This window comes from Acinetobacter lwoffii, assembly GCF_024129685.1.
Classification (GTDB): domain Bacteria; phylum Pseudomonadota; class Gammaproteobacteria; order Pseudomonadales; family Moraxellaceae; genus Acinetobacter; species Acinetobacter lwoffii_X.
The window spans coordinates 11,830-37,813 of sequence record NZ_JAMXXL010000009.1; the positions used below are offsets into that span (position 1 = coordinate 11,830).

At 43.3% G+C, this 25,984-nt stretch carries 26 protein-coding genes and 4 tRNA genes; 15 read left to right on the plus strand and 15 right to left on the minus strand.

Annotated features, from left to right (window positions below; all coding sequences use genetic code 11):
• The first annotated feature begins 29 nt into the window (after positions 1-29).
• From NI464_RS06015 to NI464_RS06025, 4 genes are all read left to right on the plus strand, one after another.
• Positions 30-1,244: an MFS transporter gene (locus NI464_RS06015; protein ID WP_253137952.1), complete on the plus strand. Its 1,215-nt coding sequence runs from the start codon at positions 30-32 to the stop codon at positions 1,242-1,244.
• Entirely contained in the window at positions 1,237-1,371 is a 135-nt protein-coding gene (locus NI464_RS15855; RefSeq protein WP_004730126.1) for a hypothetical protein, read from the plus strand. Before NI464_RS06015 ends, NI464_RS15855 begins: the two co-directional genes overlap by 8 nt.
• Positions 1,372-1,549: 178 nt before the next feature.
• Positions 1,550-2,515, plus strand: coding sequence for a TauD/TfdA dioxygenase family protein (locus NI464_RS06020; protein ID WP_253137953.1), 966 nt, complete (start codon positions 1,550-1,552; stop codon positions 2,513-2,515).
• A gap of 281 nt (positions 2,516-2,796) precedes the next feature.
• Positions 2,797-3,126: a four-helix bundle copper-binding protein gene (locus NI464_RS06025; RefSeq protein WP_153566495.1), complete on the plus strand. Its 330-nt coding sequence runs from the start codon at positions 2,797-2,799 to the stop codon at positions 3,124-3,126.
• A 97-nt stretch (positions 3,127-3,223) separates the two neighbouring features.
• On the opposite strand, the gene sthA is transcribed toward NI464_RS06025, so the two are convergent.
• Complete coding sequence (sthA, locus tag NI464_RS06030) at positions 3,224-4,639, minus strand: Si-specific NAD(P)(+) transhydrogenase (RefSeq protein WP_004646501.1); 1,416 nt, start codon at positions 4,637-4,639, stop codon at positions 3,224-3,226.
• 213 nt (positions 4,640-4,852) lie between these two features.
• Between sthA and lipA the strand changes: the two genes are divergently transcribed.
• From lipA to NI464_RS06045, 3 genes are all read left to right on the plus strand, one after another.
• Entirely contained in the window at positions 4,853-5,866 is a 1,014-nt protein-coding gene (gene lipA / locus NI464_RS06035; protein WP_004646500.1) for a lipoyl synthase, read from the plus strand.
• Positions 5,867-6,222: 356 nt separating this feature from the next.
• Positions 6,223-8,727, plus strand: a complete 2,505-nt coding sequence (locus tag NI464_RS06040; protein WP_253137954.1) for an acyl-CoA dehydrogenase — start codon at positions 6,223-6,225, stop codon at positions 8,725-8,727.
• 167 nt (positions 8,728-8,894) lie between these two features.
• Positions 8,895-9,281 carry a carboxymuconolactone decarboxylase family protein gene (locus NI464_RS06045; protein WP_004646498.1) on the plus strand — a complete coding sequence of 129 codons (387 nt, stop codon included), beginning with the start codon at positions 8,895-8,897 and terminating at the stop codon, positions 9,279-9,281.
• A 195-nt stretch (positions 9,282-9,476) separates the two neighbouring features.
• On the opposite strand, the gene NI464_RS06050 is transcribed toward NI464_RS06045, so the two are convergent.
• The 9 genes from NI464_RS06050 to NI464_RS06090 all read right to left on the minus strand — a co-directional run bounded on the left by NI464_RS06050 (position 9,477) and on the right by NI464_RS06090 (position 17,480).
• Positions 9,477-10,316 (minus strand): NAD(P)-dependent oxidoreductase, encoded by an 840-nt coding sequence (locus NI464_RS06050; protein WP_004646497.1) that lies wholly within the window; start codon positions 10,314-10,316, stop codon positions 9,477-9,479.
• A gap of 51 nt (positions 10,317-10,367) precedes the next feature.
• Positions 10,368-11,723 carry a pyrimidine utilization transport protein G gene (gene rutG, locus NI464_RS06055; protein ID WP_004646496.1) on the minus strand — a complete coding sequence of 452 codons (1,356 nt, stop codon included), beginning with the start codon at positions 11,721-11,723 and terminating at the stop codon, positions 10,368-10,370.
• A 33-nt stretch (positions 11,724-11,756) separates the two neighbouring features.
• Entirely contained in the window at positions 11,757-12,272 is a 516-nt protein-coding gene (gene rutF / locus NI464_RS06060; RefSeq protein WP_004279661.1) for an NADH-dependent FMN reductase RutF, read from the minus strand.
• Between the two features lie 145 nt (positions 12,273-12,417).
• Positions 12,418-12,798, minus strand: coding sequence for a pyrimidine utilization protein C (gene rutC, locus NI464_RS06065; RefSeq protein ID WP_004646493.1), 381 nt, complete (start codon positions 12,796-12,798; stop codon positions 12,418-12,420).
• 33 nt (positions 12,799-12,831) lie between these two features.
• On the minus strand, positions 12,832-13,593 hold the full coding sequence (gene rutB / locus NI464_RS06070; protein ID WP_253137955.1) for a pyrimidine utilization protein B: 762 nt from the start codon (positions 13,591-13,593) through the stop codon (positions 12,832-12,834).
• Positions 13,590-14,696 carry a pyrimidine utilization protein A gene (gene rutA, locus NI464_RS06075; RefSeq protein ID WP_253137956.1) on the minus strand — a complete coding sequence of 369 codons (1,107 nt, stop codon included), beginning with the start codon at positions 14,694-14,696 and terminating at the stop codon, positions 13,590-13,592. Before rutA ends, rutB begins: the two co-directional genes overlap by 4 nt.
• A gap of 335 nt (positions 14,697-15,031) precedes the next feature.
• Positions 15,032-15,823, minus strand: a complete 792-nt coding sequence (gene rutD, locus NI464_RS06080; protein WP_253137957.1) for a pyrimidine utilization protein D — start codon at positions 15,821-15,823, stop codon at positions 15,032-15,034.
• 80 nt (positions 15,824-15,903) lie between these two features.
• Complete coding sequence (locus NI464_RS06085; RefSeq protein ID WP_004730148.1) at positions 15,904-16,161, minus strand: hypothetical protein; 258 nt, start codon at positions 16,159-16,161, stop codon at positions 15,904-15,906.
• Between the two features lie 137 nt (positions 16,162-16,298).
• On the minus strand, positions 16,299-17,480 hold the full coding sequence (locus tag NI464_RS06090; protein WP_004646487.1) for a S1C family serine protease: 1,182 nt from the start codon (positions 17,478-17,480) through the stop codon (positions 16,299-16,301).
• A 170-nt stretch (positions 17,481-17,650) separates the two neighbouring features.
• On the opposite strand from NI464_RS06090, the gene NI464_RS06095 reads away from it, so the two are divergent.
• The 8 genes from NI464_RS06095 (at position 17,651) to NI464_RS06130 (ending at position 21,754) form a co-directional block, all read left to right on the plus strand.
• Complete coding sequence (locus tag NI464_RS06095; protein WP_004279653.1) at positions 17,651-18,409, plus strand: Nif3-like dinuclear metal center hexameric protein; 759 nt, start codon at positions 17,651-17,653, stop codon at positions 18,407-18,409.
• A gap of 153 nt (positions 18,410-18,562) precedes the next feature.
• Positions 18,563-19,189, plus strand: a complete 627-nt coding sequence (locus NI464_RS06100) for a superoxide dismutase (RefSeq protein WP_004646486.1) — start codon at positions 18,563-18,565, stop codon at positions 19,187-19,189.
• 148 nt (positions 19,190-19,337) lie between these two features.
• Positions 19,338-19,413, plus strand: a tRNA-Asn gene (locus tag NI464_RS06105).
• Between the two features lie 5 nt (positions 19,414-19,418).
• Positions 19,419-19,494 (plus strand) — tRNA-Asn (locus tag NI464_RS06110).
• Between the two features lie 291 nt (positions 19,495-19,785).
• Positions 19,786-19,861 (plus strand) — tRNA-Asn (locus tag NI464_RS06115).
• A 6-nt stretch (positions 19,862-19,867) separates the two neighbouring features.
• Positions 19,868-19,943, plus strand: a tRNA-Asn gene (locus NI464_RS06120).
• 61 nt (positions 19,944-20,004) lie between these two features.
• Positions 20,005-20,448: a DUF2726 domain-containing protein gene (locus tag NI464_RS06125; protein ID WP_026055767.1), complete on the plus strand. Its 444-nt coding sequence runs from the start codon at positions 20,005-20,007 to the stop codon at positions 20,446-20,448.
• Between the two features lie 316 nt (positions 20,449-20,764).
• Positions 20,765-21,754 carry a diaminopimelate dehydrogenase gene (locus tag NI464_RS06130; protein WP_253137958.1) on the plus strand — a complete coding sequence of 330 codons (990 nt, stop codon included), beginning with the start codon at positions 20,765-20,767 and terminating at the stop codon, positions 21,752-21,754.
• Positions 21,755-21,939: 185 nt separating this feature from the next.
• On the opposite strand, the gene NI464_RS06135 is transcribed toward NI464_RS06130, so the two are convergent.
• The 5 genes from NI464_RS06135 to glnA form a co-directional block, all read right to left on the minus strand.
• On the minus strand, positions 21,940-22,203 hold the full coding sequence (locus tag NI464_RS06135; protein WP_004646482.1) for a hypothetical protein: 264 nt from the start codon (positions 22,201-22,203) through the stop codon (positions 21,940-21,942).
• Positions 22,204-22,339: 136 nt separating this feature from the next.
• Positions 22,340-23,218 carry a 4-hydroxybenzoate octaprenyltransferase gene (ubiA, locus tag NI464_RS06140; RefSeq protein WP_004646481.1) on the minus strand — a complete coding sequence of 293 codons (879 nt, stop codon included), beginning with the start codon at positions 23,216-23,218 and terminating at the stop codon, positions 22,340-22,342.
• Positions 23,219-23,223: 5 nt separating this feature from the next.
• Entirely contained in the window at positions 23,224-23,730 is a 507-nt protein-coding gene (locus tag NI464_RS06145; protein ID WP_004279643.1) for a chorismate--pyruvate lyase family protein, read from the minus strand.
• Between the two features lie 2 nt (positions 23,731-23,732).
• Positions 23,733-24,008, minus strand: coding sequence for a hypothetical protein (locus NI464_RS06150; RefSeq protein ID WP_253137959.1), 276 nt, complete (start codon positions 24,006-24,008; stop codon positions 23,733-23,735).
• 90 nt (positions 24,009-24,098) lie between these two features.
• A complete protein-coding gene (gene glnA, locus NI464_RS06155) occupies positions 24,099-25,514 on the minus strand; it encodes a type I glutamate--ammonia ligase (protein WP_004279641.1) in 1,416 nt (471 codons plus the stop codon).
• Between the last annotated feature and the right edge of the window lie 470 nt (positions 25,515-25,984).

The following is a 25,984-nucleotide window of genomic DNA, read 5'->3' on the forward strand; positions in this document are numbered from 1 at the left end:
CATATCAACTTTATAGGCATGAATGACGTATGGCTGACAGTCAATTTTCCAAAGCTCTTATTTTTATGCTGATTGGCTCTGCCATCATTCTGGCACTGTCATTGGGTGTACGTCATGCATTTGGCTTGTATCTGGTGCCGATGAGCGAAGAATTTGGCTGGGGTCATAATGTTTTTAGCCTGGCCATTGCCATGCAAAACCTGATCTGGGGTGCAGTTCAGCCGATTACCGGGGCATTTGCCGATAAATATGGCAGCAAGATTGTGGTAGCTGTAGGCGGAGCCTTATATTCAATCGGTCTACTGTTGATGGCAGTTAGCTCGACCGGCTTACTGTTAAATCTGAGTGTCGGTTTAATTTTAGGTCTAGCCCTGTCAGCTACTTCATTTCCGGTGTTATTGTCTGCGGTCGGGCGTGCTGCCCCACCAGAAAAGCGCAGTTTGGCGATGGGTATTGCCAGTGCCGCAGGTTCTTTTGGTCAGTTTATTATGCTGCCTTCGACCCTGCTACTATTACAGAATGTCGGCTGGTCAGCGGCGCTGGTGGTCAGTGCCATTTTAATTGCACTGATTGTGCCATTGGCCTGGATGCTGAAAGCACCGATGTATGTTAATCCCAACGCAGCCTCTACCTCCAATAAAGTCTCACTCAGCTTTAAACAGATTCTGGTGGTAGTGAAAAATCATAAACCCTTTTGGTTTCTGGCCATGGGCTTTTTTGTTTGTGGTTTTCAGGTCGTTTTTATTGGCATCCACCTGCCGGGCTATCTGATTGATCATGGCTTTAATGCCACAATCGGTACGATTTTCTTAGCCTTAGTGGGTCTGTTTAATGTGGTAGGTACCTATACCGCCGGCTGGCTCGGTGGCAAATATTCCAAACCGCATCTGCTAATGGGATTATATGCCTTGCGTGGAATTGCGATTATTGCCTTTCTCATACTGCCTTTGAGTACATGGACAGTCTATAGCTTTGGTGTCATTATGGGATTACTCTGGTTATCGACCGTTCCGCTGACCAATGGCATTGTAGCGAATATGTTCGGGGTGAAATATCTGACCATGCTCAGTGGCATCGTGTTCTTTACCCATCAGGTTGGCTCGTTTTTCGGTGGCTGGCTCGGTGGAGTCAACCATGATTTAAGCGGCAATTATAATGCGGTGTGGATGCTATCAATTGTCCTCAGCATTTTTGGCGTACTGGTGCATTTCTGGGTCAATGAGGAGCAAATCGTCCATGACTGATTCTCTACTGAAACTCAAACTCTCGATTGTGGTGGCAATCCTGCTTTTACTGGCTTTGTCGATTGGACTGTGGTTACAAACCCCTGAGCTGTTTGAATATTTTAATCAGGCTTTCTGCGCACACTAAACTGTTGAAATATCCTCAGCAGAAAATGCGCAATCCATCGCACAATAAGTTAAATGTTTCAAAATCAACTGAATAGTAAAAATAACAGATTATTCATAAACTTATCATTTCTTTCGATTTTATTTCAGTCCGGAATTTTCTTAGATTCTCATCAACAAGAAAATTCTGAGACTTGATAATGACCAGCTTAACCCAACTTTCACAAGCGATTCATGATGCTCCACGCTGGCATCAGCAAGATCAATTTCAACATCCGGATGAAATCAAGATTGTACCGCAAACCGGTCAGGCCTTAGGTGCAGTGGTCTATGGCTTGGATGCCCGTAAAGTCCAATCATCCAAAACCATTTTAAAGTTAAAACAGGCGCTGGCCGAGCATCTGATTTTGATCTTTAAGCAGCAAAGTCTGGATGATTTACAATACTTGGCGTTTTCAACTTATTTCGGTTCCATTTTCCGCCCAGGTGCAGATACACCGGTACTGGCTGCGCAGTCGGATAGCGGCATTCCACCCGATGTCGTGCCGGTGTCCAATGCCGTCGGTCAGGGAGATTACACTGGGCATGGTGAACTAACTCCACATGCCGATCATCAATGGACACCATTACCCTCTTTTGGCTCCCTTCTGTATGCAATTGAACTGCCTCAGGACGGCGGACAGACCAGCTGGATCAACACCATTAAAGCCTATGATGCACTCGATGAAGCAACCAAGGTAGAGATCGATCAGCTACAACTGATTACTTACAACCCTTTCGTGCGCCGTCAAAAAACCAGAGATCAGACTGATGATCAAGGTTATGGTTCAAGCCCATTGTATCATTTTAAAGATCAACCGATTTTAAGCCATGCTTATCCACATCCACTGGTGCGCACTCATCCTGAATCCGGCCGTAAAGCGCTTTGGCTAAACACCCATACCGAAGTCGAGCTGGTCAATTATGATGATCAGGCTGGCAGTCAACTGATCGCCAAATTACGTGAGCATATTTCGAAACCTGAATTCGCTTATGAACATCACTGGGAAATTGGCGATATCGTGTTCTGGGATAATCAGGTGACCTTACACTCACGCCGTCCATTCCCGGCAGATCAGCGCCGTTTATTGAAACGCATCAGTCTGGCGGGTAGCCGTCCGTTTTAATAATAAAAACGAGAATAACCAGAAAGGTAGAGCTAGTTTAACCCTTCAAAAATTACGATTCATCATGTCGATCTTCCACCATTGAGACTTTGACCGCCTCAATGGTTTTTTATTTTCAAATAAAAAAAAATTAATTCCAACTATCGCTCATGATCCAGTAGATCTCTAACAAAACAAAGTAGCTGTTTACTTTTCCTCACCTAATCTACCTAGTGTATTTTCCTTTTTCTGCTTAGCTTATTAGAAAATCAGCAACAAACCTATGGAAAGAGGAAACGACAATGAATCAGCTTCAATTTTCAGATTGTGTTCAAACCTGTATGAACTGTTCCCTGGCATGTGCCAACTGTGCCAGTGCCTGTCTTAAAGAAGAAGATCTGGAGATGATGCGGGAGTGTATCCAGCGCTGTCTGGATTGTGCAGATATTTGTCAGCTGTGTGCCCGTATGGAACAAAAGCAGTCTCCTTTCATGCATGAGATATGTGAACTCTGCGCCAAAGCATGTGACTACTGTGCAGAAGAATGTGGTCAGCACCAACATGAACATTGTCAGCAATGTGCCGAAGCTTGCCGCCGTTGTGCCGAAGAATGCCGGAAAATGGCGGCTTAAAAATTCAATTTGATCAACTTGACTGACTTAATTAATTCCAATAAAAAAACCGCAAGTGAAGACTTGCGGTTTTTTTTATCTAAGTAAAATATCTCACTTAGAATAAACGGTTCATACCATTCAGTGTCGCTACACGATACGCTTCCGCCATGGTTGGATAGTTAAACGTGGTTTCCACAAAGTACTTGATGGTATTGTTCGGGCTGTTCATGACTGCCTGACCAATATGGATAATTTCAGAGGCATTATTACCGAAGCAATGTACACCCAAAACTTCCAGTGTTTCACGATGAAACAGAATCTTTAATTCACCCATAGTATCACCGGTAATCTGTGCACGTGCCAAATGACGGAACGATGCCTGACCGACTTCATACGGAATCTTTTCTTCAGTCAGCTGCTGTTCAGTTTTACCAATCGAAGAAATCTCAGGAATGGTATAAATCCCGGTTGGAATATCAGTCACCGGTGCAACGTCTTTCTCGCCGCTCATGTTGGCACCTGCGCAACGACCTTGGTCATAAGCAGCAGAGGCTAGCGAAGGCCAACCGATCACATCACCGGCAGCGTAGATATTTTCTACTTCGGTCTGATATTGATCATTCACAGTCAATTGACCACGGCTGTTCGGTTTCAGGCCGACATTTTCAAGGCCTAGACCATCGGTATTGCCTGAACGGCCATTACACCACAAAATTGCATCGGCTTTAATTTTCTTGCCGCTTTGCGTGTGCATCACCACATGGTCATCAAATGTTTCTAAAAAGTCGATCTGTTCATTATGACGAATCAATACACCCTGTTCACGCAAGTGATAAGACAGCGCATCAGAGATTTCATCATCCAGATAGCTTAAAAGTTTGTGCTGGGTGTTGATCAGGTCGACTTTATGTCCCAGGCCAATAAAGATCGAGGCATATTCACAACCGATTACACCTGCGCCATAAATAATGATTTTCTGGATGGAATAGTCCAGATCCAGAATTTTGTCTGAATCAAATACACGTGGATGATTAAAATCAAGAATGTCTGGACGATATGGACGCGAGCCGCTGGCAATGACCAGTTGCTTAAACATCAGCGTTTCTTTAATCCCGTCCGGATTAAATACAAAAATGGTATTTTGATCCTGAATGTAGGCACGACCATGATAAATATCAATTTTATTGCGGTCGTAGAAACGTGAATGTGTATCTACTTGTTGTTGAATAACTTTATGTGCATGACGCAACACTTGCTTCATGGTGAACTGCTTCCAGTCCCCAACTTTTTGAAACAGTGGATCACGTTGATAACGGATAATACTGGATACTGTTTGACGCAATGCTTTACTTGGAATCGTACCGACATGGGTACAGTTGCCACCCAGCTGTTCACGCATCTCAACGATTGCAACACGCTTACCAGATTTGGCAAGTTTCATTGCCGCGCCTTCGCCCGCAGGGCCCGAACCTAGAACTACCGCATCATATTTAACGAAAGTCCCACTAACGACCTCTTTTTTACGTGGCATTCAACGCTCCTCAAAATTAAAAAATTCACTTTAATCTACACTCTTATTATGACGTAAATCCTGTTGATTTGGTGTATTTAACTCACATATATTGCTTGATAAGAACATTTTTTAAATGAATACCCCTTTTTGCCCTATTTAGAACGAAGTCCGTTATAATAACTGCGCTATCTTTGAGTATCTCCCCCTTCAAAAACAGTGGAAAAGTTGAATATGTCTGAAAACCGTAAACCTGAACAGGGCGTCAAACTTCGCGGTGCGGAAAAAGTTGCCCGCATTCCTGTAAAAGTTGTTCCTACGGTTGAAACGCCACGTAAGCCGGACTGGATCCGGGTGAAAATGGCGGCACCTGAAGAAGTTCAACGTATTAAAACCACACTACGTCAGCAAAAATTACATACGGTGTGCGAAGAAGCCGCCTGTCCAAACCTGCCTGAATGTTTTGGTGGCGGTACTGCGACTTTCATGATTATGGGCGATATCTGTACCCGTCGCTGTCCATTCTGTGATGTGGCTCATGGCCGTCCAAATGCACTGGATGCAGATGAACCGCGTCATATGGCTGAGACCATTGCCAACCTGGGTTTGAAATATGCGGTAATCACTTCGGTAGACCGTGATGATTTACTGGATGGCGGTGCACAGCATTTTGTCGATTGTATTAAAGAAGCACGTGCTCTAAGCCCAAATACCTTACTCGAAATTCTGGTGCCGGACTTCCGTGGCCGTATGGATATCGCGCTGCGTATCATGACTGAATGTCCGCCAGATGTGTTTAACCACAATATCGAAACTGTACCGCGTTTATATAAAGCCATGCGTCCAGGTTCTGACTATCAACACTCTTTAAACCTGCTGAAAATGTTTAAAGAATACTGCCCGGACGTACCAACCAAATGTGGTCTGATGGTGGGTATTGGTGAAACTGAAGAAGAAGTACTTGCCCTGCTTGATGATTTACATGCGCATGGCGTGGACTATGTAACCATTGGTCAGTATTTGCAGCCTTCAAAAGAACATGCAGCGATTGACCGCTTCGTAACACCTGAAGAATTCGGGCGTTATACCGAACATGGTCAAAAACTGGGCTTCCGTAATATCTGGGCAGCACCAATGGTTCGTTCAAGCTACTTTGCCGACCGCCAATACTACGGCGAACCTGTACCAGCAGTGCGTCGTAAAGTGGATCCTGCCAAAAAAATTGCAGTTCAGGCCATTGAAGCTTAATCCTGTTTAAACCAATGAAATAAAAGCCCTCTCTTGTAGAGGGTTTTTTTATTTCTTCAATTTAAATTTTTACTGAGTGTTAAACCCCCATTTTTTATTTTAGATAAGATTAAGTCATTACTTATCTTCACATTTCTTTGCGCGTTCTCACTTGAAGACTGAGCATTTTTCAAACAATCTCATAAATAGATGAAAGATTTAAAAATATCGTTGCAAGACTTGAAAACGATCATTCTCACACGTGCAATGCTGAACCTGTCCGATCCTCAAGCGACAAAAAAAATGAATGAACTGTGACAAAAATTCTATGAGATCTCGGCACAGGCAGCGTTGTATAAATCTGGAGAACTATAACAATGCTATTTATATTTGCTGTACTACTGCTATTACTTAGTTTATGGGCGGTTTTCTATTTTCAGCTCTCTCGTAGCGCGGGTGCAATTGCACTAATTGTCATGTCAGTAGTCTGTGCCTTTATTAGCCCATGGTCACTTATTCTCGGCATTCCGCTGATCCTGATTAGCCTTGTGGTGATGATCGACCCTTTACGTATGTCGTTCATTTCTAAACCGGCCTATAAAGCACTGGCCAATGCCATGCCGAGTATCAGCCCGACAGAACGTGAAGCACTGGACTCCGGAACCAGCTGGTGGGAAAAAGAACTGTTTATGGGTGCACCGAAATGGGAAACCTTTAACAGTTATCCCTATCCCAAATTATCGCTAGAAGAACAAGCTTTTCTGGACAATGAGGTTGAGACCTTGTGCAGCATGCTGGATGAATGGGAAATCCATGAGCAGAAAGCGCTGCCTGATCATGTCTGGCAATATATTAAGGAACATGGTTTCTTAGGCCTGATTATTCCCAAAGAATACGGCGGTCGTGCCTTTAGCTCCTTTGCCCAAAGTCGGGTGATGAGCAAGATTGCTTCGCGATCTCTGACCACAGCCGTGAGTTGTATGGTACCGAACTCACTCGGACCAGGCGAGCTGTTACTGCATTATGGTACCGAAGAACAGAAAGACCGTTATCTGCCGGGTCTGGCGCGAGGCGAAGAAATTCCCTGTTTCGGTTTGACCAGTCCGGAGGCCGGTTCCGATGCTGGTGCGATTCCTGATACCGGTGTAGTCTGCTATGGCCAGTTTGAAGGTCAGGAAGTACTCGGTCTGAGAATGAATTTTTCCAAACGCTGGATTACTTTGGCACCAATTGCGACAGTGGTGGGTCTGGCCTTTAAAATGTATGATCCGGATCATCTTTTGGGTGAACAGACTGAATATGGCATTACCTGTGCCCTGCTTCCTGCCAGTCATGAAGGCGTAATAGTGGGACCACGGCATAACCCGGGACCGCCATTCATGAATGGAACAGTGGAAGGTAAAGATGTCTTTATTCCACTGGACTGGATTATTGGTGGCGTAAAAAATGCCGGTAAAGGATGGCGCATGCTGATGGAATGTTTGGCAGTCGGTCGTGGCATTTCCCTACCAGCGCTGTCTACTTCTACTTCAGAAATGACTTATTTAAATGTCGGCGCTTTCTCTCGCATCCGTCAGCAGTTCAAAATTTCAGTTGGTAAGTTTGAGGGTGTTCAGGAAGCCACCAGTGAAATCGCCAGTGATACCTATATGCTGGAGGCTTTCCGTTATCTGGTCACCTGTGGTTTGAATCAGGGCGGCAAGCCTGCCGTAATGACAGCGATTGCCAAATATTATGCGACAGAAGGCATGCGTAAAGTGGTCAATCACGGTATGGATGTGGTCGGTGGCCGCGCCATTCAGATGGGTCCGCGTAACTTTCTGGCGCCTTATTATCAGGCAATTCCAGTCTCCATTACGGTTGAAGGCGCCAATATTCTTAGTCGTTCCCTGATGATTTTCGGTCAGGGTTCAATGCGTTGCCATCCTTATCTTTATGAAGAATTACAGCTCTTACAAGCAGAAGATCCGGCAGCGGCTCTAAATCCTTTTGATAACTTGCTGTTTAAGCATTTGGGTTACACCTTTAACCGGACTGCTCGCTCCTTTGCCTATGCCTTTACAGGTGGCTCCAATGCTGCGCCGCAAAGTGCTGTTGACTTTACCCGTCCTTATTACAAGATCATTAACCGGCTGAGTGCCAACTTTGCTTTAACTGCGGATATGTGTCTAGGATTACTCGCAGGGGATATCAAACGTAAGGAAATGCTTTCGGGTCGTCTGGCCGATATTCATGCACATCTGTTTATTGCTTCCTCAATTCTCAAATTTTTTGAGCATAGCAAAAAGACTGAAGATGAGCGTTTACATGCACAGCTTGCATTAGAAAAATCTCTATATACAGCGCAAGAAGCTTTTTTTGACCTGTTTGCCAACTTTCCATCAGGTGCAGCAGCAAGCATGGTCAAACTGTTATGCTTCCCATTTGGCCGTCCGGTACAGAAACCATCAGACCAGCTGAAACAGCAGGTAGCGAACAGTATGATGGAAGACAATGCTTTCCGCCAGGTCTTGAAAAAACATGTCTATTACAATACTCATGAACATGATGTCACCGGCCGTATGGAATCTACTTTCACCATGTTGCTGGACATTGAACAGCTGTGGGATCGCTTTAAAAAAGCAGAAAATAAAGACCAGTTCAAGGGTTTAAGCTTTGCAGAGCATGTGGCAGATGCACAGCTACAAGGCTTTATTAATGATCAGGAAGCAGAAAAACTGCTGCACTATAATGCGCGCCGTTATGACAGCATGTTGACCGATGTATTTGATCTGCATTTGCAGGAAGTATTGGAGCTTGAGAATCCGTATCTCATCAAGGAAGATGCCAAAGGAACGGATACTTCAGTGCAAACTGATCCTTCACACTCAGTATCTCCTTAAATAAAACTTGAAGTTAAGGTGTCATAAATTCCAGAGTGAAGTCATTTTATTACTTTACTCTGGAAGCTTCACAAGTGGCTTTTCAGCCACTTTTTTACGACTATTGCACGATGGTATTTTGAATGGAAAGTACTAAGCTAGCCCTATAAGAAAATTGAGGGTAGACAATGTCACAACAAGATTATGAAAATGGCTTGAAAGTCCGTACTGAAGTGATGGGTGAAAGCTTTGTGAAGCGTGCTCAGGAAAATACCGTTCCATTTACCCAGCCATTACAGGACTGGATTAATGAACATGCCTGGGGTTCGACCTGGCAACGTGAAGGTGTGTTACCGCGTAAATACCGCTCTTTAATTACCATTGCCTTCCTTACAGCTCAAAAAAGTCCTACTGAACTAAAAGGCCATGTGCGAGGTGCCTTAAATAACGGCGCAACGGTTGAGGAAATTCAGGAAGTGCTGCTGCATAGCCTGCCTTACTGCGGCGCACCAGCAACCCAGGAAGCCTTTCGTGCTGCACTTGAAGTGATTCAGGAATATGAAACGAATCAGTAGAATTAAGAGATGAATGCAGATTGGTAATTAAAGTGATAGATAGTTTTAAAATTGCTTAGGCTATTTAAAGCAATTGAAATAAAAGTCCGGGAATTTTAAATCCCCGGATTTTTATATTTTAGATAAAGAAATCTATTGCGATGAACTTAATTGAAAATTAATTATTTCTCTTAATAACAGGTTTTAATAAAAACTTTATCCCCTTAATTCAATTTGCGTACGTTGTTCCAATCCTTGTACCGCAGCGGAAAAATCCAGCTGGCTGGCCTGAGGTCTGGCAATCTGCTGAAACTGTTGTTGCACCAAAGACATCACTGATAAATCCAGTTGCTGCTGTTGCGCCAGTTCTAAAGCAATACCAATATCTTTCTGCAATAAATCCAGCGCAAAGGTTTTATGAAACTCACGGCTCAGTACACGCTGCGCCATGATATTTTCCGACATGCTACTTTTACCACTGGAATGATTAATACAGTTCAACGCACTGCTTAAGTCAACTCCCTGCCCTTTCAGTACAGTTAAGCCTTCAGCCAGCGCCCATAAATGCGTAGCCATCAAAGTATTGTTAATGGCTTTCACTGCAAAACCGGAACCACTTTCTCCCACATATTCAATCAACCCAGCAAAAGCAGCAATGACCGGTTTGGCTTGCGTAAAGGCAGATTCACTTCCTCCCACCATCACGGTTAAAGTGCCTTTTTCTGCCCCAACAGTCTGACCAGATACCGGAGCATCCAGGTAATAGCTTCCCTGTTGCTCCAATCGATTTGCCAGTTTTTGGGCCGATTCTGGTACACCGCTGGTACAGTCAATCCAGATTGCACCCGGTTTAGGTGGATGTGCAGCAATTAGCTTCTCTACATCCTGACTGGTCGGCAAGCAAGAAAAAATAAAATCTGCCTGAACCGCCTGTTCAATACCCACTGCCTGAGTCCTGAAAGATTGAGCATGATCTAGCGCTTTCTGTTCAGTCCGGTTCCAGACCCAAACCGGATGTCCGAGTTTTGGCAAATGGGAGGCCATATGCCAGCCCATTGCCCCAAGTCCTAAAAATGCAACTGTATGACTCAAAAAATACTCCTTATATTAAGCGACTGGCTTAACCTCAACTTCTGTTGCGGTCGATGCAGGTTCAGGCAATTCTTTATCTTCACCACGATTTAGGAACAGGTTCAACAAAATCGCAGCCAAAGTCGCAGTACCGATACCACCCAAATCGAAACCACCAATCTGCAAGCTATAATTACCTGTCCCCATAATCAGACACACCGCACCAATAATCAGGGTACTGTTCTTGGTAAAATCAACATGGTTATCCACCCAGATTTTGGCACCAGCCACGGTAATCAACCCGAAGACCACAATCGATGCACCACCCAATAAAGCTACTGGAATGGTACTGATCACCGCACCAAATTTAGGTGAAAGTCCCAGCAAAATAGCGAAGATCCCGGCAAAAATAAATACGGTGGTGGCGTACACTTTGGTCACTGCCATCACACCGATATTTTCAGCATAAGTGGTCATCCCGGTACCGCCGACAGAAGCGGATAATGAAGTACAAACCCCATCTGCAAAGAAACCGCGTCCCATATACGGCGACAGATTTTTACCAGTCATTGCGGATACCGCTTTAAAGTGCCCAAGATTTTCTGCAACCAGAATAATGGCCACTGGTGCAATCATCAGCATGGCATTCATTTCAAAGACCGGACTCTGGAAATTCGGCAAACCAAACCATGCTGCTTCACTGACTTTGGTAAAATCAATCGCAGATCCGAAGCCCATGACGTTTGTGAAAAGGAAGTAAATCAGATAGGAAGACAATAAGCCCAATAACAGCAACAGACGGCGTACCATTCCTCGGGTAAACACAGCAATCACACTGATACAGATAATGGTGATTAATGCCATCCAGGAATCAAACTGGTTCGCTGAAACACTCTTAATTGCGACTGGCGCCAGGTTCAAACCAATGATCATCACAATCACGCCTGTCACTACTGGCGGCATCAGTTTTTCAATCCAGTTGGTACCGGTTTTCATGACCAGCAGACCAATCAAGGCATAGACAATACCGCAAGCAATGGTACCGCCAAGCGCCAGCCCGATATTGGGATTCGCCCCTGCTCCGGAGTAGCCTGTGACCGCCACCACGGCGCCAATAAAGGCAAAACTAGACCCCAGATAACTTGGCAATCGACCGCCAGTGATCAGGAAAAATAAAATGGTGCCAATCCCGGTAATAAAAATCGTGAGATTGGGATCAAACCCCATTAAAAGTGGCGCCAGCACGGTTGCCCCAAACATCGCAAACACATGCTGTAACCCGAGAATAATACTTTTCCCAGCAGGCAGATATTCATCTGTTTGCACGGGTGTGGTATCGAGATTGCCTTGGTAAGGCTTAAATTTTGGAAACCACGTTTCTTTTTCTTGCATCGGCTTCCCCTCCTTGATTAGGACTGAATTGATTTAGCACATTTTGTGTGGCTCACAGTAAGAACGGTTAAAGTACATCAGCGCATTGCCTTGACTCTGGCACATGGCTTTCACCTCACAGAACAGCACGTCATGACTGCCTACGGATAAACATTGGACCACCTCGCAGTCAAAACTGACTAAGGCATCTTCAAGTACAGGCGACTGGGTCACCAAAGTTTTCCAGTTCCCCTGACTGAAACGCTCTGCCATTGGTGTTTTTCCACCAAACAGATTGGAAAGATTTTGTTGATGTGATGCCAGGGTATTCACACACAACACCTGATTCTTTTTAAAGGTTTCATAGACTGACGCAGAACGGTTCAGGCACACCAGTAACGTTGGTGGTGTATCCGTCACGCTACATACGGCCGAAGCGGTAAATCCAGCCATTCCTGCATCGCCTTGCGTGGTAATGACATTCACTGCAGCACCTAGATTAGACATGCCTTGACGGAAAATCTGCTGATCAACTTGGGTAAAGATGTCATCTGATGCGTTAGTCGCCAAAACCTTATTTAATGCGTTATTTTCTGCAACTGTTTCTGTGATGATTTTAGATAGTTTGGCATTCATGCTGTTCTCCCGCCCCCAAGTCAATATTCAGTTTCAGACCTGGGGCATCTAGTAATGAGATTGAATCAGGTGGATCGGCTTATACATGGGCAATCGAAGCAATTTCGACCAGCGCATCAGGTTTGACCAAACCTGTCTGTACGCAATACCGTGCCGGCTTATCTCCCGGGAAATACTCTGCATACACTGCATTAATCGCAGCATAATCTGCCCAGTCTTTGACAAAGACATGGTTAAAGGTCACGTCATCCATACTGCCACCGGCTTCCTCAATCACACGCTTGATAGTTTCCAGAATATGACGGGTCTGTGCTGCGGCATCACCGACATGCACCACATTATTATTTTCATCAAAAGCTAATGTACCGGATACATACACGATATTGTCTGCCTTGGTTGCCGGTACATACGGTGCTAATGGTTTCGATGTTCCTGCTGGAATAATGATTTCTTTAGGCATACTATTTTTTCCTTAATTCTGTTCTTTAATTCTTTATGCGCTTACAGCTAATTTAGTTTCTTTTAGTGACTCACTTTCTTTTTGAAAGGTCTCTACAAAATTTTTGGTATCTGATACCCAGCCAAAGAAGGTCTTGATGTTATACAGACTGGCTTCATGCGCTTCGACTGGACCCGCCTGATAGCAGGCATCGGCAAGTGCTACACCGAAATACTCCAAGAAGAAGCCATCACGTAGCGTCGATTCCACACAAACGTTGGTGGCAATCCCGACAAAGACCAGATTACGGATTCCTCGCACACGTAACATGCTGTCCAACGCGGTATTAAAGAAACCGCTATAACGTGGCTTTTCGATCACCAGGTCTTGTGGCAGTGGCTTTAACTCATCAATCAGTTCAAAATCCCAACTACCTTTGGCCAATAACTGTCCCTGTAATTCAGGATGTTTACGCATGGTCTTTAAGGCATTGGATTTATGGAAATTTGGAGAGTCCTTACCACCCGCTTCCTTATATTCTGCATCCCAGCCATTTTTGAAATAAATCACCTGAATACCGGCTGCATGCGCTGCATCAACGGCCTTTTTAATATTTTCCACCACCGGCTTGGTCTTGGAGACATCAAAGCCTGCCAGATCCAGATAGCCACCCTGTGAGGTATAGGCATTCTGCATATCAATCACAATCAAGGCTGTCTGTTCTGGTGCAAGACAAATCGCTTCTGGTTCTGCTTTAAGGGTTTTTCCTGTGCCAAGTTTTTCAGTAAAACCGGCTGTTACCACTAATTCACTCATGCACTTTTCTCCAGAACCGGTGCTGCACCTTCAATGACAATATGATCACGACATTTCATCAGTGGCTGGATTTTTTGACCGAAATCTTCAACCCCTTGAATAAAATCATCAAACGTCAGTAACACACCTTCAGTACCCTTGATCTCACCAATTTCATCCAACATTCGTGCCACATTTTCATAAGAACCCACCAGCGTACCCATATTGATATTCACTGGAGATACACTCGAAGCCATTTGACGGATATTGGTATCTGTGCCCGAAGTGGTATCTTTACCGCCTTGATTCATCAGCCAGTTAATCGCTTCCATGTCGGCACCATCGTTATAGTGCTGCCATTTGGCTTGAGCTTCTTCATCGGTTTCTGCCGCAATGACCATAAACAGCACATAAGTCTGTACATCACGGCCAGTCACATCTGTTTTTTCTTTCAGGCGGTCATTAATTTCTGCATAAGCTGTTGGAGTATTCAGGCCTTTACCAAACACGAAGTTATAGTCAGCGTATTGTGCAGAAAACTCTAAACCTGCATCAGATTGACCTGCACAGATAATCTTCATGTCGGCTTGTGGACGTGGGCTAACACGGCAATCTTCCATCTGGAAATGTTCGCCTTTAAAGTCTGATTTACCAGTCGCCCAAAGTTCACGCAGAATTTGTACATATTCAGACAGATATTCATAGCGTTTACCAAAATAGTCATTGCCTGGCCACATGCCCATTTGGGTATATTCAGGTGGCTGCCAGCCGGTCACGACATTCAGACCAAAACGGCCATTTGAGATCGAATCAATGGTTGATGCCATACGCGCGACAATTGCGGGTGGCATCACCAGAGTTGCGGCAGTTGCGAAAATTTTAATTTTGCTGGTGACAGCAGCAAGACCTGCCATCAGGGTGAAAGTTTCCAGGTTATGTTCCCAAAATTCAGTCTTGCCACCAAAGCCACGCAGCTTGATCATAGAAAGTGCGAAATCGAAACCATAGTGCTCAGCACGCTGTACGATTTGTTTGTTTAACTCAAAAGTCGGCATGTACTGCGGTGCATTTTCAGAGAGTAACCAGCCATTATTTCCGATTGGACAGAAGACACCTATTTTCATTTTCACACCTCATTATTTTTAACACTTATTCAAATTTCTGATTCCACTTCAGGAATTTTATTTACAAGATAAACATTGCAAAGCGTGTGCCAACTATATTTAATTAATATTTATCAAATACTTAATATTTTATTTTTTGAATTTTTAGTAAAATAACCATTTTCACCTATGAGTCAATTTTGCACATACTGTTTCATTCAAGTGCACTCGTAGCAATTTGTGCATTTGCAGTTCATGCATCAATTCGAAGTAAAAACCATGCTGATGCTACAAAAATAATTGATTAGAAAAAATAAAAAACCAGACACGAGGTCTGGCTTTAAAAAATCTTCAAACTAAGGGGAAATCAGGAATGAAAGGATCAGTTGATTCACCTGATCTGTCTCGGTCACAGTAGATGCATGTGCACCTGTATCAAGCAAACTGAGGTGACTATGCGGCAGGCATTGTTGTAATTGTTGTGATCGCTGATAAGGCACCAGAAAATCATCTTGGTTAGCAAGCAAATGCACAGGAATATCCTTGAGTGCCTGACGATGTTCTGCGTTCAGTTTAAAAGCCTGCACGGCTTGTAGGCGTGCCAGAACATTTTGGATCGGTGGAAAGTCAAGGAGCTGCTTATTTTCTGCTTCGGTTAACTGATCAATATGGGTTGAAATCCACTGCGGCGGATAAAGAAATAAAGCCTGTGCTCTCACATATGCCTCTGCCCCGCTATTGAGCAATAACGAAGTCCGGGCTTCGAAACACTTCTGAGTATGAGCATCCAGCTCTCCCCAAGCATTTAACATGGTCAGACTGAGTAGCTTAAACTTTCTTTCAGTTTGATAGGTCGCCAGTTGCATGCCGATATGTCCGCCCAATGCATGCCCGATAAAATGAAACTCTCGAATACCATCATTGATCAATAAATCCAGAATCTGGCAGGCCATATGGTCGATCGAATAAGACATGGGCAAGAGTTCAGAATCTGAATGACAGCCTTCCTGATCATAAGTGACTACATGAAAATGCTGCTGTAAAACTCTAATTTGAGGATTCCAGAAACTGGCATGCCCGCCCAGTCCGGGTGAAAGCACCACATAAGGTGCATCTGCCCGTGCTGCAAGATGAATAGATAAAGACATATCACTCTCATATTTTAACTATGAGTTGAATGCAGCAAGATATATGCCTGAACAGGACTATTTTTGAACAATTGATAAAATTATAGCCAGTAGACATTAAAGCTGTAATAAAATTCTTGTACTTCAAAACGTACGTTATAACCCAGATCTGTTAACTCGGCAGACAAGGCACGGATATCTTCCAAAGGCAGATGTTTGGGAAAAACTGTCAGTACCGCTGTATTGCCTTGCCGGGCATTATCTTCAATCAGTTGCGCCAGACGTGGCTTATACATTTCAATATTCAGGTTAGCAACATTAGATAAAATTTTGGCCTGATCTGCCGTCATAAAATTCATTTTTATTTTCTCTTTTAATGTTATTTCACTAAGCTAAATGATTTATAAAACGCTTAATATTTCACTTTTGTATCAGAACATGCTGAAAGAAAGTATAAAAAAAATCCCTCATCATGAGGGATTTTTTTTAATCAAACTTATTGGCCTGGCAGAGGAATATATTGTGAAGCACTGTCTTGTGCCTTACGTTCAGTCACCACAACCTCTAGGATCATGGTTTTTCCTGCCCGCTCAATTTCAATCTGAATGGTACTGTTTGGCTTTTGCAAGGCCACAAAATTAATCAGATGTGAGGCAGAACTAATCTCTTCCTCATTTACTTTCATAATCTTATCGCCACGCTGGATTCCAGCCTTGGCAGCAGGTCCATCCGGTAGCACTTCTGCGACCGTCACACCTTTTTCTTTGGGTTGCAGGACATCATCACGCTCTGCAGGTAATAAGCTGATCCCTAACCAGCCACGAACCACACGGCCATCTTTCAAAATGGCATTCATCACCTGCTGACAGATTTTGGCCGGAATGGCAAAACCAATCCCCAGCGAACCACCAGACTGCGAGAAGATTGCAGTATTCACACCAATTAAATTACCGGCGACATCAATCAGCGCACCACCCGAGTTACCCGGGTTAATTGCAGCATCGGTCTGTACAAAGTCTTCATAGGTATTGATACCCAAATCTGAACGACCCGTTGCCGAGATAATCCCCTGCGTCACGGTTTGCCCAACACCAAAAGGATTACCAATGGCCAGAACCACATCACCGACTTCATTGCCACTGAGTTTAAATGGCAAAACTGGCAATTGCGTCAGTTCAATCTTGATCACGGCCAGATCGGTATCCGGGTCAGTTCCGACCACTTTAGCTTCGGCACGACGTCCATCCTGCAAAGCCACTACAATCTGATCGGCCTGCGCAATCACGTGGTTATTGGTCAGGATATAACCGTCTGGACGTACAATTACACCCGAACCTAAACTGTTTTCATTCGGGCTTTGTCCATACTGGTCAGGCAACTGATCGCCAAAGAATTCACGAAATACCGGATCGGTCAGTAAAGGATGCGCCTGTTGCTTGACTTTTTGGGTAGTAAAAATATTCACGACAGCCGGGGCTGCCACTTTTACAGCAGCACTGTAGGAGACCACGCCTCCTGAGCGCGACGTATCAATCAACGGCTCTACTTTTTCAGCAGGCATTTTGACGCCATCTGGCGCAACTGGTGCCTTTGGTTTTTGTAGTTGTTGCCACCCCAAAAAACCGATAATGACTAAAATCAGTAACACCCAGGGTAACCATGTAAAGGTGCGGCGCACGTTGCTATCCTCTAAAATATTTTAATTCGTTGATGACTAAGTAATTTGTGTCCTATTGTAATGCTAAATACATAACTAAACACAAAAAATTCCACAGAGATTTGTGCAGCTTTAGTTACAATTAGACCTATAGATAAATATGGGCAAGTTTTTAAACTTACAGGAATTTTATGGCGAATTTGAACGATATTATTCAATGGTGTGACCAGACTTTGGCAGCACGTGAATTTAAGGACTATGCACCGAATGGCTTGCAGATTGAAGGCAAATCCGAAGTGAATAAAATCCTCTGTGCCGTGACCGCCTCCCAGAGTGCAATTGAAGCTGCAATTGAGCAAGGCGCAGATTTATTGCTGGTTCATCATGGCTATTTCTGGAAAGGAGAAGCCTATCCGATTACGGGAATGCGTGGTAAACGCATTAAAACCCTGATTCAACATGATATCTCACTGGTTGGCTATCATCTGCCTTTAGACAGTCATCCAACACTGGGAAATAATGCCGCCATTGCGGATTTATTAGAACTCGAAAATATCGAACAGCTTGATCCGAGTGAGAAACGTCCAATTGGCAATATTGGCTATTTAAAACAGCCAATGAGTCCGGAAGATTTTAAAAATTATGTTTCAGAAAAGCTGGGCTTTGATGCGATTCATCTTCCTGCTGAAAAAACTCAAATCCATAAAGTCGGTTTCTGTACCGGTGGTGCGCAGGATTATATTCAAAAAGCGGCACTACAAGATTGTGATGCCTATATTTCAGGTGAAGTGAGCGAACGCACCTTTTATGAAGCTCAGGAACTGAATGTGCATTATTATGCTTGTGGCCATCATGCGACTGAAAAATACGGTGTGCAACGCCTTGGCAAGGCTATTTCAGAACAGTTTAATATTGAGTATGATTATTTCGAATTAAACAATCCGATTTAATTCGACTGACGGTTATGATCAGTGGCTTTATTCATATATTTTCAGGCTTTATTCTGTATTGTTATTTATACACGATGCCCATTTCTGCCCGATTATCTATTACAATAAAGCCACTTATTGTTAAAACCCAGCAAAATGCAAGGAATTGAGAACATGACAACCATTACTTTACCAGCATTACCTTACGGCTACGAAGATCTTGCTCCACACATCAGCAAGGAAACTTTAGAATACCATCACGACAAACACCACAATACGTATGTGGTTAACCTGAATAACCTGATCGCTGGTACTGAGCTTGAAGGCAAAACTCTAGAAGAAATTATTACAGCAACTGCTGGTGATGCTTCTAAAGCAGGTGTTTTCAATAACGCGGCTCAAGTTTGGAACCACACGTTCTACTGGAACTGTATGGCTAAAAACGGTGGCGGTAAAGCAACTGGTACTTTGGCTGCAAAAATTGACGAAGCTTTCGGTTCTTATGAAAAATTTGCTGAAGAATTTGCTGCTGCTGCAACTACTCAGTTTGGTTCAGGTTGGGCTTGGTTAGTGGCTGACGAAGTAAACGGTCAGCTTTCTATCATGAAAACTTCAAATGCTGATACGCCAATGGCGCACGGTAAAATTGCAGTGTTGACGATTGACGTTTGGGAACACGCTTACTACATCGATTTCCGTAATGCTCGTCCTAAGTACATCTCTACTTTCCTAGAAAGCCTAGTAAACTGGGATTATGCAAATGCGAAATATGCAGGTCAGCCTGCAGGTGTTGAGAAATAATTTTTTATTTCTTTGCTAAAAAAATCACCCATTTCGGGTGATTTTTTTATTTTTAGGCTCTAAATGAATATTTATGAAGCAAACAATTCATTTCTTTATATTAATTGATTGACGACCTGGTTATTCATCCCTAAAATGCCGATCAGATTCTCCAATAGCTCAGTCGGTAGAGCGACGGACTGTTAATCCGCAGGTCCCTGGTTCGAGCCCAGGTTGGAGAGCCATCTATTCTTCCATAGCTCAGTCGGTAGAGCGACGGACTGTTAATCCGCAGGTCCCTGGTTCGAGCCCAGGTGGAAGAGCCAAAATTCTGAAGAAACCCACTCATTGCGAAGTGGGTTTTTTTATAGCTGTATTTTTTAAATTGAGATCATATTGATTTATATGCGCGATCAACCGCTCATTTCTTATGCTCCAGATCACTTATCAAAATTAAGGCTGATCACGATTTTGTTATTAGAACCGGTTTACATAAACATAACAGTTTGAACTACAAACCTTTTCGACTATTTTTAAAACACTTGATTCAATTTCTGCAGCTTTTTTCTAAAAGTGCCTTGACCCCTTTTCAAATCTCTCTATAATCGCTGTCAGATTCTCCAATAGCTCAGTCGGTAGAGCGACGGACTGTTAATCCGCAGGTCCCTGGTTCGAGCCCAGGTTGGAGAGCCAATCTATTCTCCCATAGCTCAGTCGGTAGAGCGACGGACTGTTAATCCGCAGGTCCCTGGTTCGAGCCCAGGTGGGAGAGCCAAGATTCTGAAGAAACCCACTCATTGCGAAGTGGGTTTTTTTATTCTTCCCTTTTGTGATCTGTGTTTAATTTGAGTCAGTTTATATTTTTTGTGATTGGCTGCCTGGCAACATTTGCATTAGTTTGCCTGCTCTTCCCACATCTCTTCACCCGTCAAAAGAAATTCTATCCAAAGCGCGTCATTACTGCTTTTGAAAGCAGGATGTTTACACGTCTGAAAGATGCCTTTCCTCATCATCACATTCTGGCACAAGTCGCGTTTAGCGCTTTGATCACGCACGATCAGATGAAAATGCGCAATCAATTTAATCGCAAAGTCACAGACTTCGTAGTACTTGATCGTGAATATAATGTAGTAGCAATTGTCGAACTGGATGATCCGAGCCATATTGGCAAAGAACAGGAAGATGCTGAACGCGATGCCATGCTGATTGCAGCAGGCTATACCGTGATTCGATACACCCAGATTCCAACTATCAGACAACTGCAAAGGAATTTAAGATAAGTTAAGCTGCAATTGCGGTACTTTCCGGTGCAGCTTGAATTGGATTGATCAAAGCCTCCTGCTCCGCTTTTAATTTCTCGGCAGCTTTTCATACTTCAAAATTAACCTATCCTCGTCCAATTTAGCGTCTCATCACAAGCATTCTCAGTTAAACCTGCCTTTCTGCAGGATTAGGGTGATAAAGTTTAAATTATCGCTCTATAATCCTTTCGAAAACAAAATATAAGTCAGATGACCTGATTGGCCTGTTCCATTTCCGGCCATCATCACCTTGCTTATTTTTGGCGTTGTTTTTTTATTCAGTGATCGTTTATTTATGCAAAATTCTATTCGTATTGGTATCGCGGGTTACGGTAATCTTGGCCGCGGTGTTGAATCTGCCATCCAGAAAAATCCTGATATGCAGCTTGTCGGTATTTTTACTCGCCGCTCACCAAGCAGCGTCTCTCCTTGCTTTGCAGAAACTCAAGTGTATAGCATGGATGCACTATTAAATGAGTTTAGCGATAAAATTGATGTGCTGATTCTTTGTGGCGGCTCTAAAGATGACTTGCCACAACAGGCGCCTATCTTTGCAAGTAAATTCAATACTGTAGATAGTTTTGATACGCATGCACGTATTCCGGAATACTATGCTGCAGTCGATGCACCCGCCCTTGCTAACAAAAAAACAGCCATGATTTCTATTGGCTGGGATCCTGGCATGTTCTCGATTAACCGTTTATTTGGTGAAGCGCTATTACCAGATGGCGAAACTTATACTTTTTGGGGTAAAGGCTTAAGTCAAGGCCATTCAGATGCGATCCGCCGTGTACCGGGTGTAAAAGCCGGTGTGCAATATACTATTCCATCCACTGATGCTATTGAACAAGTCCGCAGTGGCGCACGACCTGAGTTAAGCACCAAAGATAAACATCATCGTGACTGTTATGTGGTCTTGGAACAAGGAGCTGATGCAGCAACAGTTGAACAAACCATCGTCAGCATGCCTGATTATTTTGCAGATTATAATACGACTGTGAATTTTATCAGTGAGGAAACTTTACTGAAAGATCACGAAGATATACCACATGGCGGTTTTGTCATTCGTAGTGGTAATACCAGTGATGCACAAAAACAGGTGATTGAGTTTTCTTTAAAGCTGAATAGCAATCCGGAGTTTACTGCAAGTGTTCTAGTGGCTTATGCCCGTGCCTGCTACCGCCTGAATCAAACTCAGCAATATGGTGCTAAAACAGCCCTAGATGTAGCACCCGCCCTACTTTCAATTAAATCTCCTGAGCAATTGCGCGAAGAATTGCTTTAAGATGATTTAAATATAGCCACCGATCGTATGATTGATGGCTATATTTTTCTGTTTTAGAGTTCGGATTGCTTAGTTACGAAATATCAAATATCTACAATCAAGTGAAATAGTTTTCGACAAACGATGAACTATCTACTACACAGACATTTGCAGTATTAGATAAGTGCAAAGGGATTTTAGATAGATTAAGGTACTGTTGCACTACTTTCAGACGCAGCTTGTGTTGAATTTGCGTTAGCATCCTGCTCTGCTTTGAGCTTTTCCGCAGCTTCTCGTGCTTCAATACGTGCAATCATATCTGCCTGCTGCTGCTTGTATTTTTCCTGATTTTTAGCATCACTATTCACTGCAAGAAATGCCATACTAATTAAAAATACCGGAATACAAAGTGCAAGCGTACCGAAGATCAATAACTTTTTGACACTGCGGGGCTGTGGCTGTTCGGACATAACAAACCTGCTTTAATTTCGTCATTTAATTACACTGCCCAATATAACAAAATAAAGTCATAGCTCAAGCCTTATAGATTAGGCAATAACAAAAGCATCCTTATAGGACGCTTTTTTCTCAGTCGATAGACAGTCACTACCTCAAAGCCAGTAGTATTCCTGCAAAAATAATCAGTCCAATCCAGCGGTTATGCCTAAACGCCCAAAAACACCATTGAGGATCCCGATCACGTGTTTTTATCCATTGGTAAATAAAATCAAGAGCAACAACAATTAATGCAGCCAGACCAAATGGAAGCAATAAATTTTCTAGCCACAATGCAGCACCTATCAATAAAATACTACTAGCCTGCAAAGCGCTAATGATCTGAATATCATGCCGACCAAATAAGATCGCGGTTGATTTCACCCCAATCTTTAAATCGTATTCACGATCTGCGATTGCATATTGCGTATCATAGGCTACAGTCCAAGCCAGATTGCCAAAATATAAAAGCCAGCAGGTTAAATCCGGCGTTTGCCCAACTGCGGTATAAGCCATCGGAATCGACCAGGAAAATGCTGCTCCCAGAAAGACTTGAGGCAAATGGGTATAGCGCTTCATAAAAGGATAAATAAACGCTAGAAACAAAGCCCCAAATGACCAGTAAAAAGTTTCGATTGGCAGAAAAAATAGCAAGCAGGCACTGGCAGCCACCAAAACCAGAAATACCATCACGGCCTCTTTGGCACTGATAATCCCGGTCGCTAATGGGCGGTTTTTAGTACGCTCCACATGTGCATCGACTTTACGGTCAGCAAAATCATTAATGGCACAGCCTGCCGCCCGCATAAAAATCACACCCAAAATCATGGGAATTAAAATTTCAATACGTGGCATGCCCTGAGCTGCAATCCACAGCGCCCACATGGTAGGCCAAAAAACCAGTTCAGTCCCAATCGGTTTATCAAAACGACAAAGATAATAATAGGCGCTAAGACGCTCACGCCAGGTGATTGCTTGTGCGGTTGCCATAAAAATCAAGCCCGTGAATTTTGTATAAAGTGTTCAAATGCCGGTAAAAATGTTTCTTGTACGATAAATTTACAGCCGTGCCAAGTATAGCAGCTCTGACGGGTCCAGCCCTCATCTAAAAGTACTACCCGGCGCTGGCACAGTGGATTAGTGCGCTGAAACAGAAACCAGCCAATCGGTTTGGTGCCAATATGCTGAAAAATTCGGGCTTTTTTTTGCAGGCTTAAAATCGGAAAGATGCTTTTGGCTTTCACCCAAGGAGACTGTTCCGAGCCGTAGAGATAACTTTCACGCACCCAGGAAGTATGCTGATGTGACATCTGCATCCATTTGGCATTGGCAAAGCTTAAACGCTGAAAATGCTCTTGAATTGGCTCGACATGGAATTGTCCTTGCGCCAAATCGGTCAGTTGTTGCGTGAGTGAACCCGATGCATACAGCCACGGTTTTAACTCAACAGGCAGAGTTGACAGCAACACACGCTGATTTTGATTTCTAGAACGACTATTCATTGTTAACAGTTATCTGTTTTTGCAATGATTTCATATTTGCCTTGTGGGGTTTTAATTAAAATAAAACCTTCAGCACTCAAATAAAATGATTCTGGATAAGCATAATCCAGCGCCATTTCAGGATTTTTCAGCGCCACAAATTGAGCCTGCTTATAACCCTCGGGAGTCCGCCGCACTTCAAGATAAGTCACTTCAGAGAAATTCAGTTTGAAACCTTTGTCATGATCTTTTGGATCAATCCATGGATAAAAGCTGGTGTGCTTTTTACGTTGTGCCATTTAAGCCCATCAATCATTTAAAATTATAAATAGATGATACAAAAAAACCCGCGACATGCGCGGGTTTTCTTCGCTTTAATTCGTGATGAATTACAAGCTGTAGTACATATCAAATTCAACTGGGTGAGTAGTCGTGTTTAGACGACGAACTTCTTCAGTTTTAAGCTCGATATAAGCATCAAGCATTTCTTTCGTGAACACGCCACCTTTTAACAGGTAATCATGATCCGCTTGAAGTGCTTCAAGCGCCATATCCAGGCTATGCGCCACTGTAGGGATTTTTGCTTCTTCTTCCGGTGGAAGATCGTACAAGTTCTTGTCAGCAGCTTCACCTGGGTGGATCTTGTTTTGAATACCGTCAAGACCAGCCATCAACAATGCCGCGAAACCTAGGTACGGGTTCATCATTGGATCTGGAAAACGCGCTTCAATACGCTTGCCTTTCGGGCTAGACACGTAAGGAATACGGATAGATGCAGAACGGTTACGCGCTGAGTAAGCAAGCATAATCGGTGCTTCGAAATGTGGAACCAAACGCTTATACGAGTTTGTAGAAGGGTTAGTGATCGCATTCAAAGAACGGGCATGTTTAATTACACCACCGATGAAGTACAACGCCATTTCTGAAAGGCCTGCATATTCATCACCAGCAAACAGGTTTTTGCCGTCTTTAGAGATCGACATATGCACGTGCATACCAGAACCGTTATCGCCAACCATTGGTTTAGGCATAAAGGTTGCTGTTTTTGCATATTGATGCGCAACGTTCCAAACCGCATATTTGAACTGTTGAACTTCGTCTGCTTTACGCACCATAGTGTTGAAGCTCACACCAATTTCTAACTGGCAAGAAGCAACTTCGTGGTGATGTACTTCTACACGACCTGGACCCATGATGTCTTCGATACGCGCACACATGTCTGCACGCATGTCATGTGAAGAATCTACAGGAGGAACTGGGAAGTAACCGCCTTTTACGCGTGGACGGTGACCAGAGTTACCGCCTTCGTAGTCTTTGTTAGTTGACCAAGCAGCTTCTTCAGCGATCAATGTATGGCGCGCGCCAGACATGTCGATTTCCCATTTTACTTCGTCAAATACGAAGAATTCTGGTTCTGGACCAAAGAATGCAGTGTCACCGATACCGGTAGATTTCAAATATTCTTCTGCACGGCGCGCAATCGAACGTGGGTCACGATCATAACCTTGACCAGTTGATGGCTCGATTACGTCACAAGTTACAACAACTGTTGGCTCTGCAAAGAACGGGTCGATAAAACCTGTTGCCGCATCCGGACGTAAAATCATGTCCGATGCTTCGATGCCTTTCCAACCTGCAATTGAAGAACCGTCAAACATTTTGCCGTCTTCAAATGTATCTTCATCAATACTGTCTGCTGGGTAAGTGACGTGTTGCTCTTTACCCTTGGTATCAGTAAAGCGAAAATCGACCCATTTTGCGCCACTTTCTTGTATGAGTTGAAGGACCTTGTTCGCCATGCTCATTTTGCTCCGATGTTTTTGTTGCACCCGTGAAGTGCGTGTTAGCAGTTGATAGTTATTAAGCAATTACCGTACCAACTTTTAAAAGTATAGATAAAATATTGAAATCTTTATAAGAAATCATGAAGTGACAAAAATACTTTGCGGCTATTATACTAGCTGCAAAACTAAATGCACTATATTCAAGCATTCTTCATTTATTTTATTTCAGCTTTATTTTTTAGCGCACCTAAATAGTGCATGTATCTATAAAAATGTATAAGAAACATAGCTTTTTATAGCAAATATGCTGCTTTTTCTTACTTTTGTTATATTTTTACTTGTTTTTGGCTAAAAATTGAGCTTTTTTTAGTAGATATCAGTAAAGAAAATTTTGCGATTCATTTGGGATTGTATGCCTATTATGAGGCATTTTCTTCAAATCTACTTTCAATAGAAAAGTTTATATAAAGCTTAATTATTCAAGTGATGTT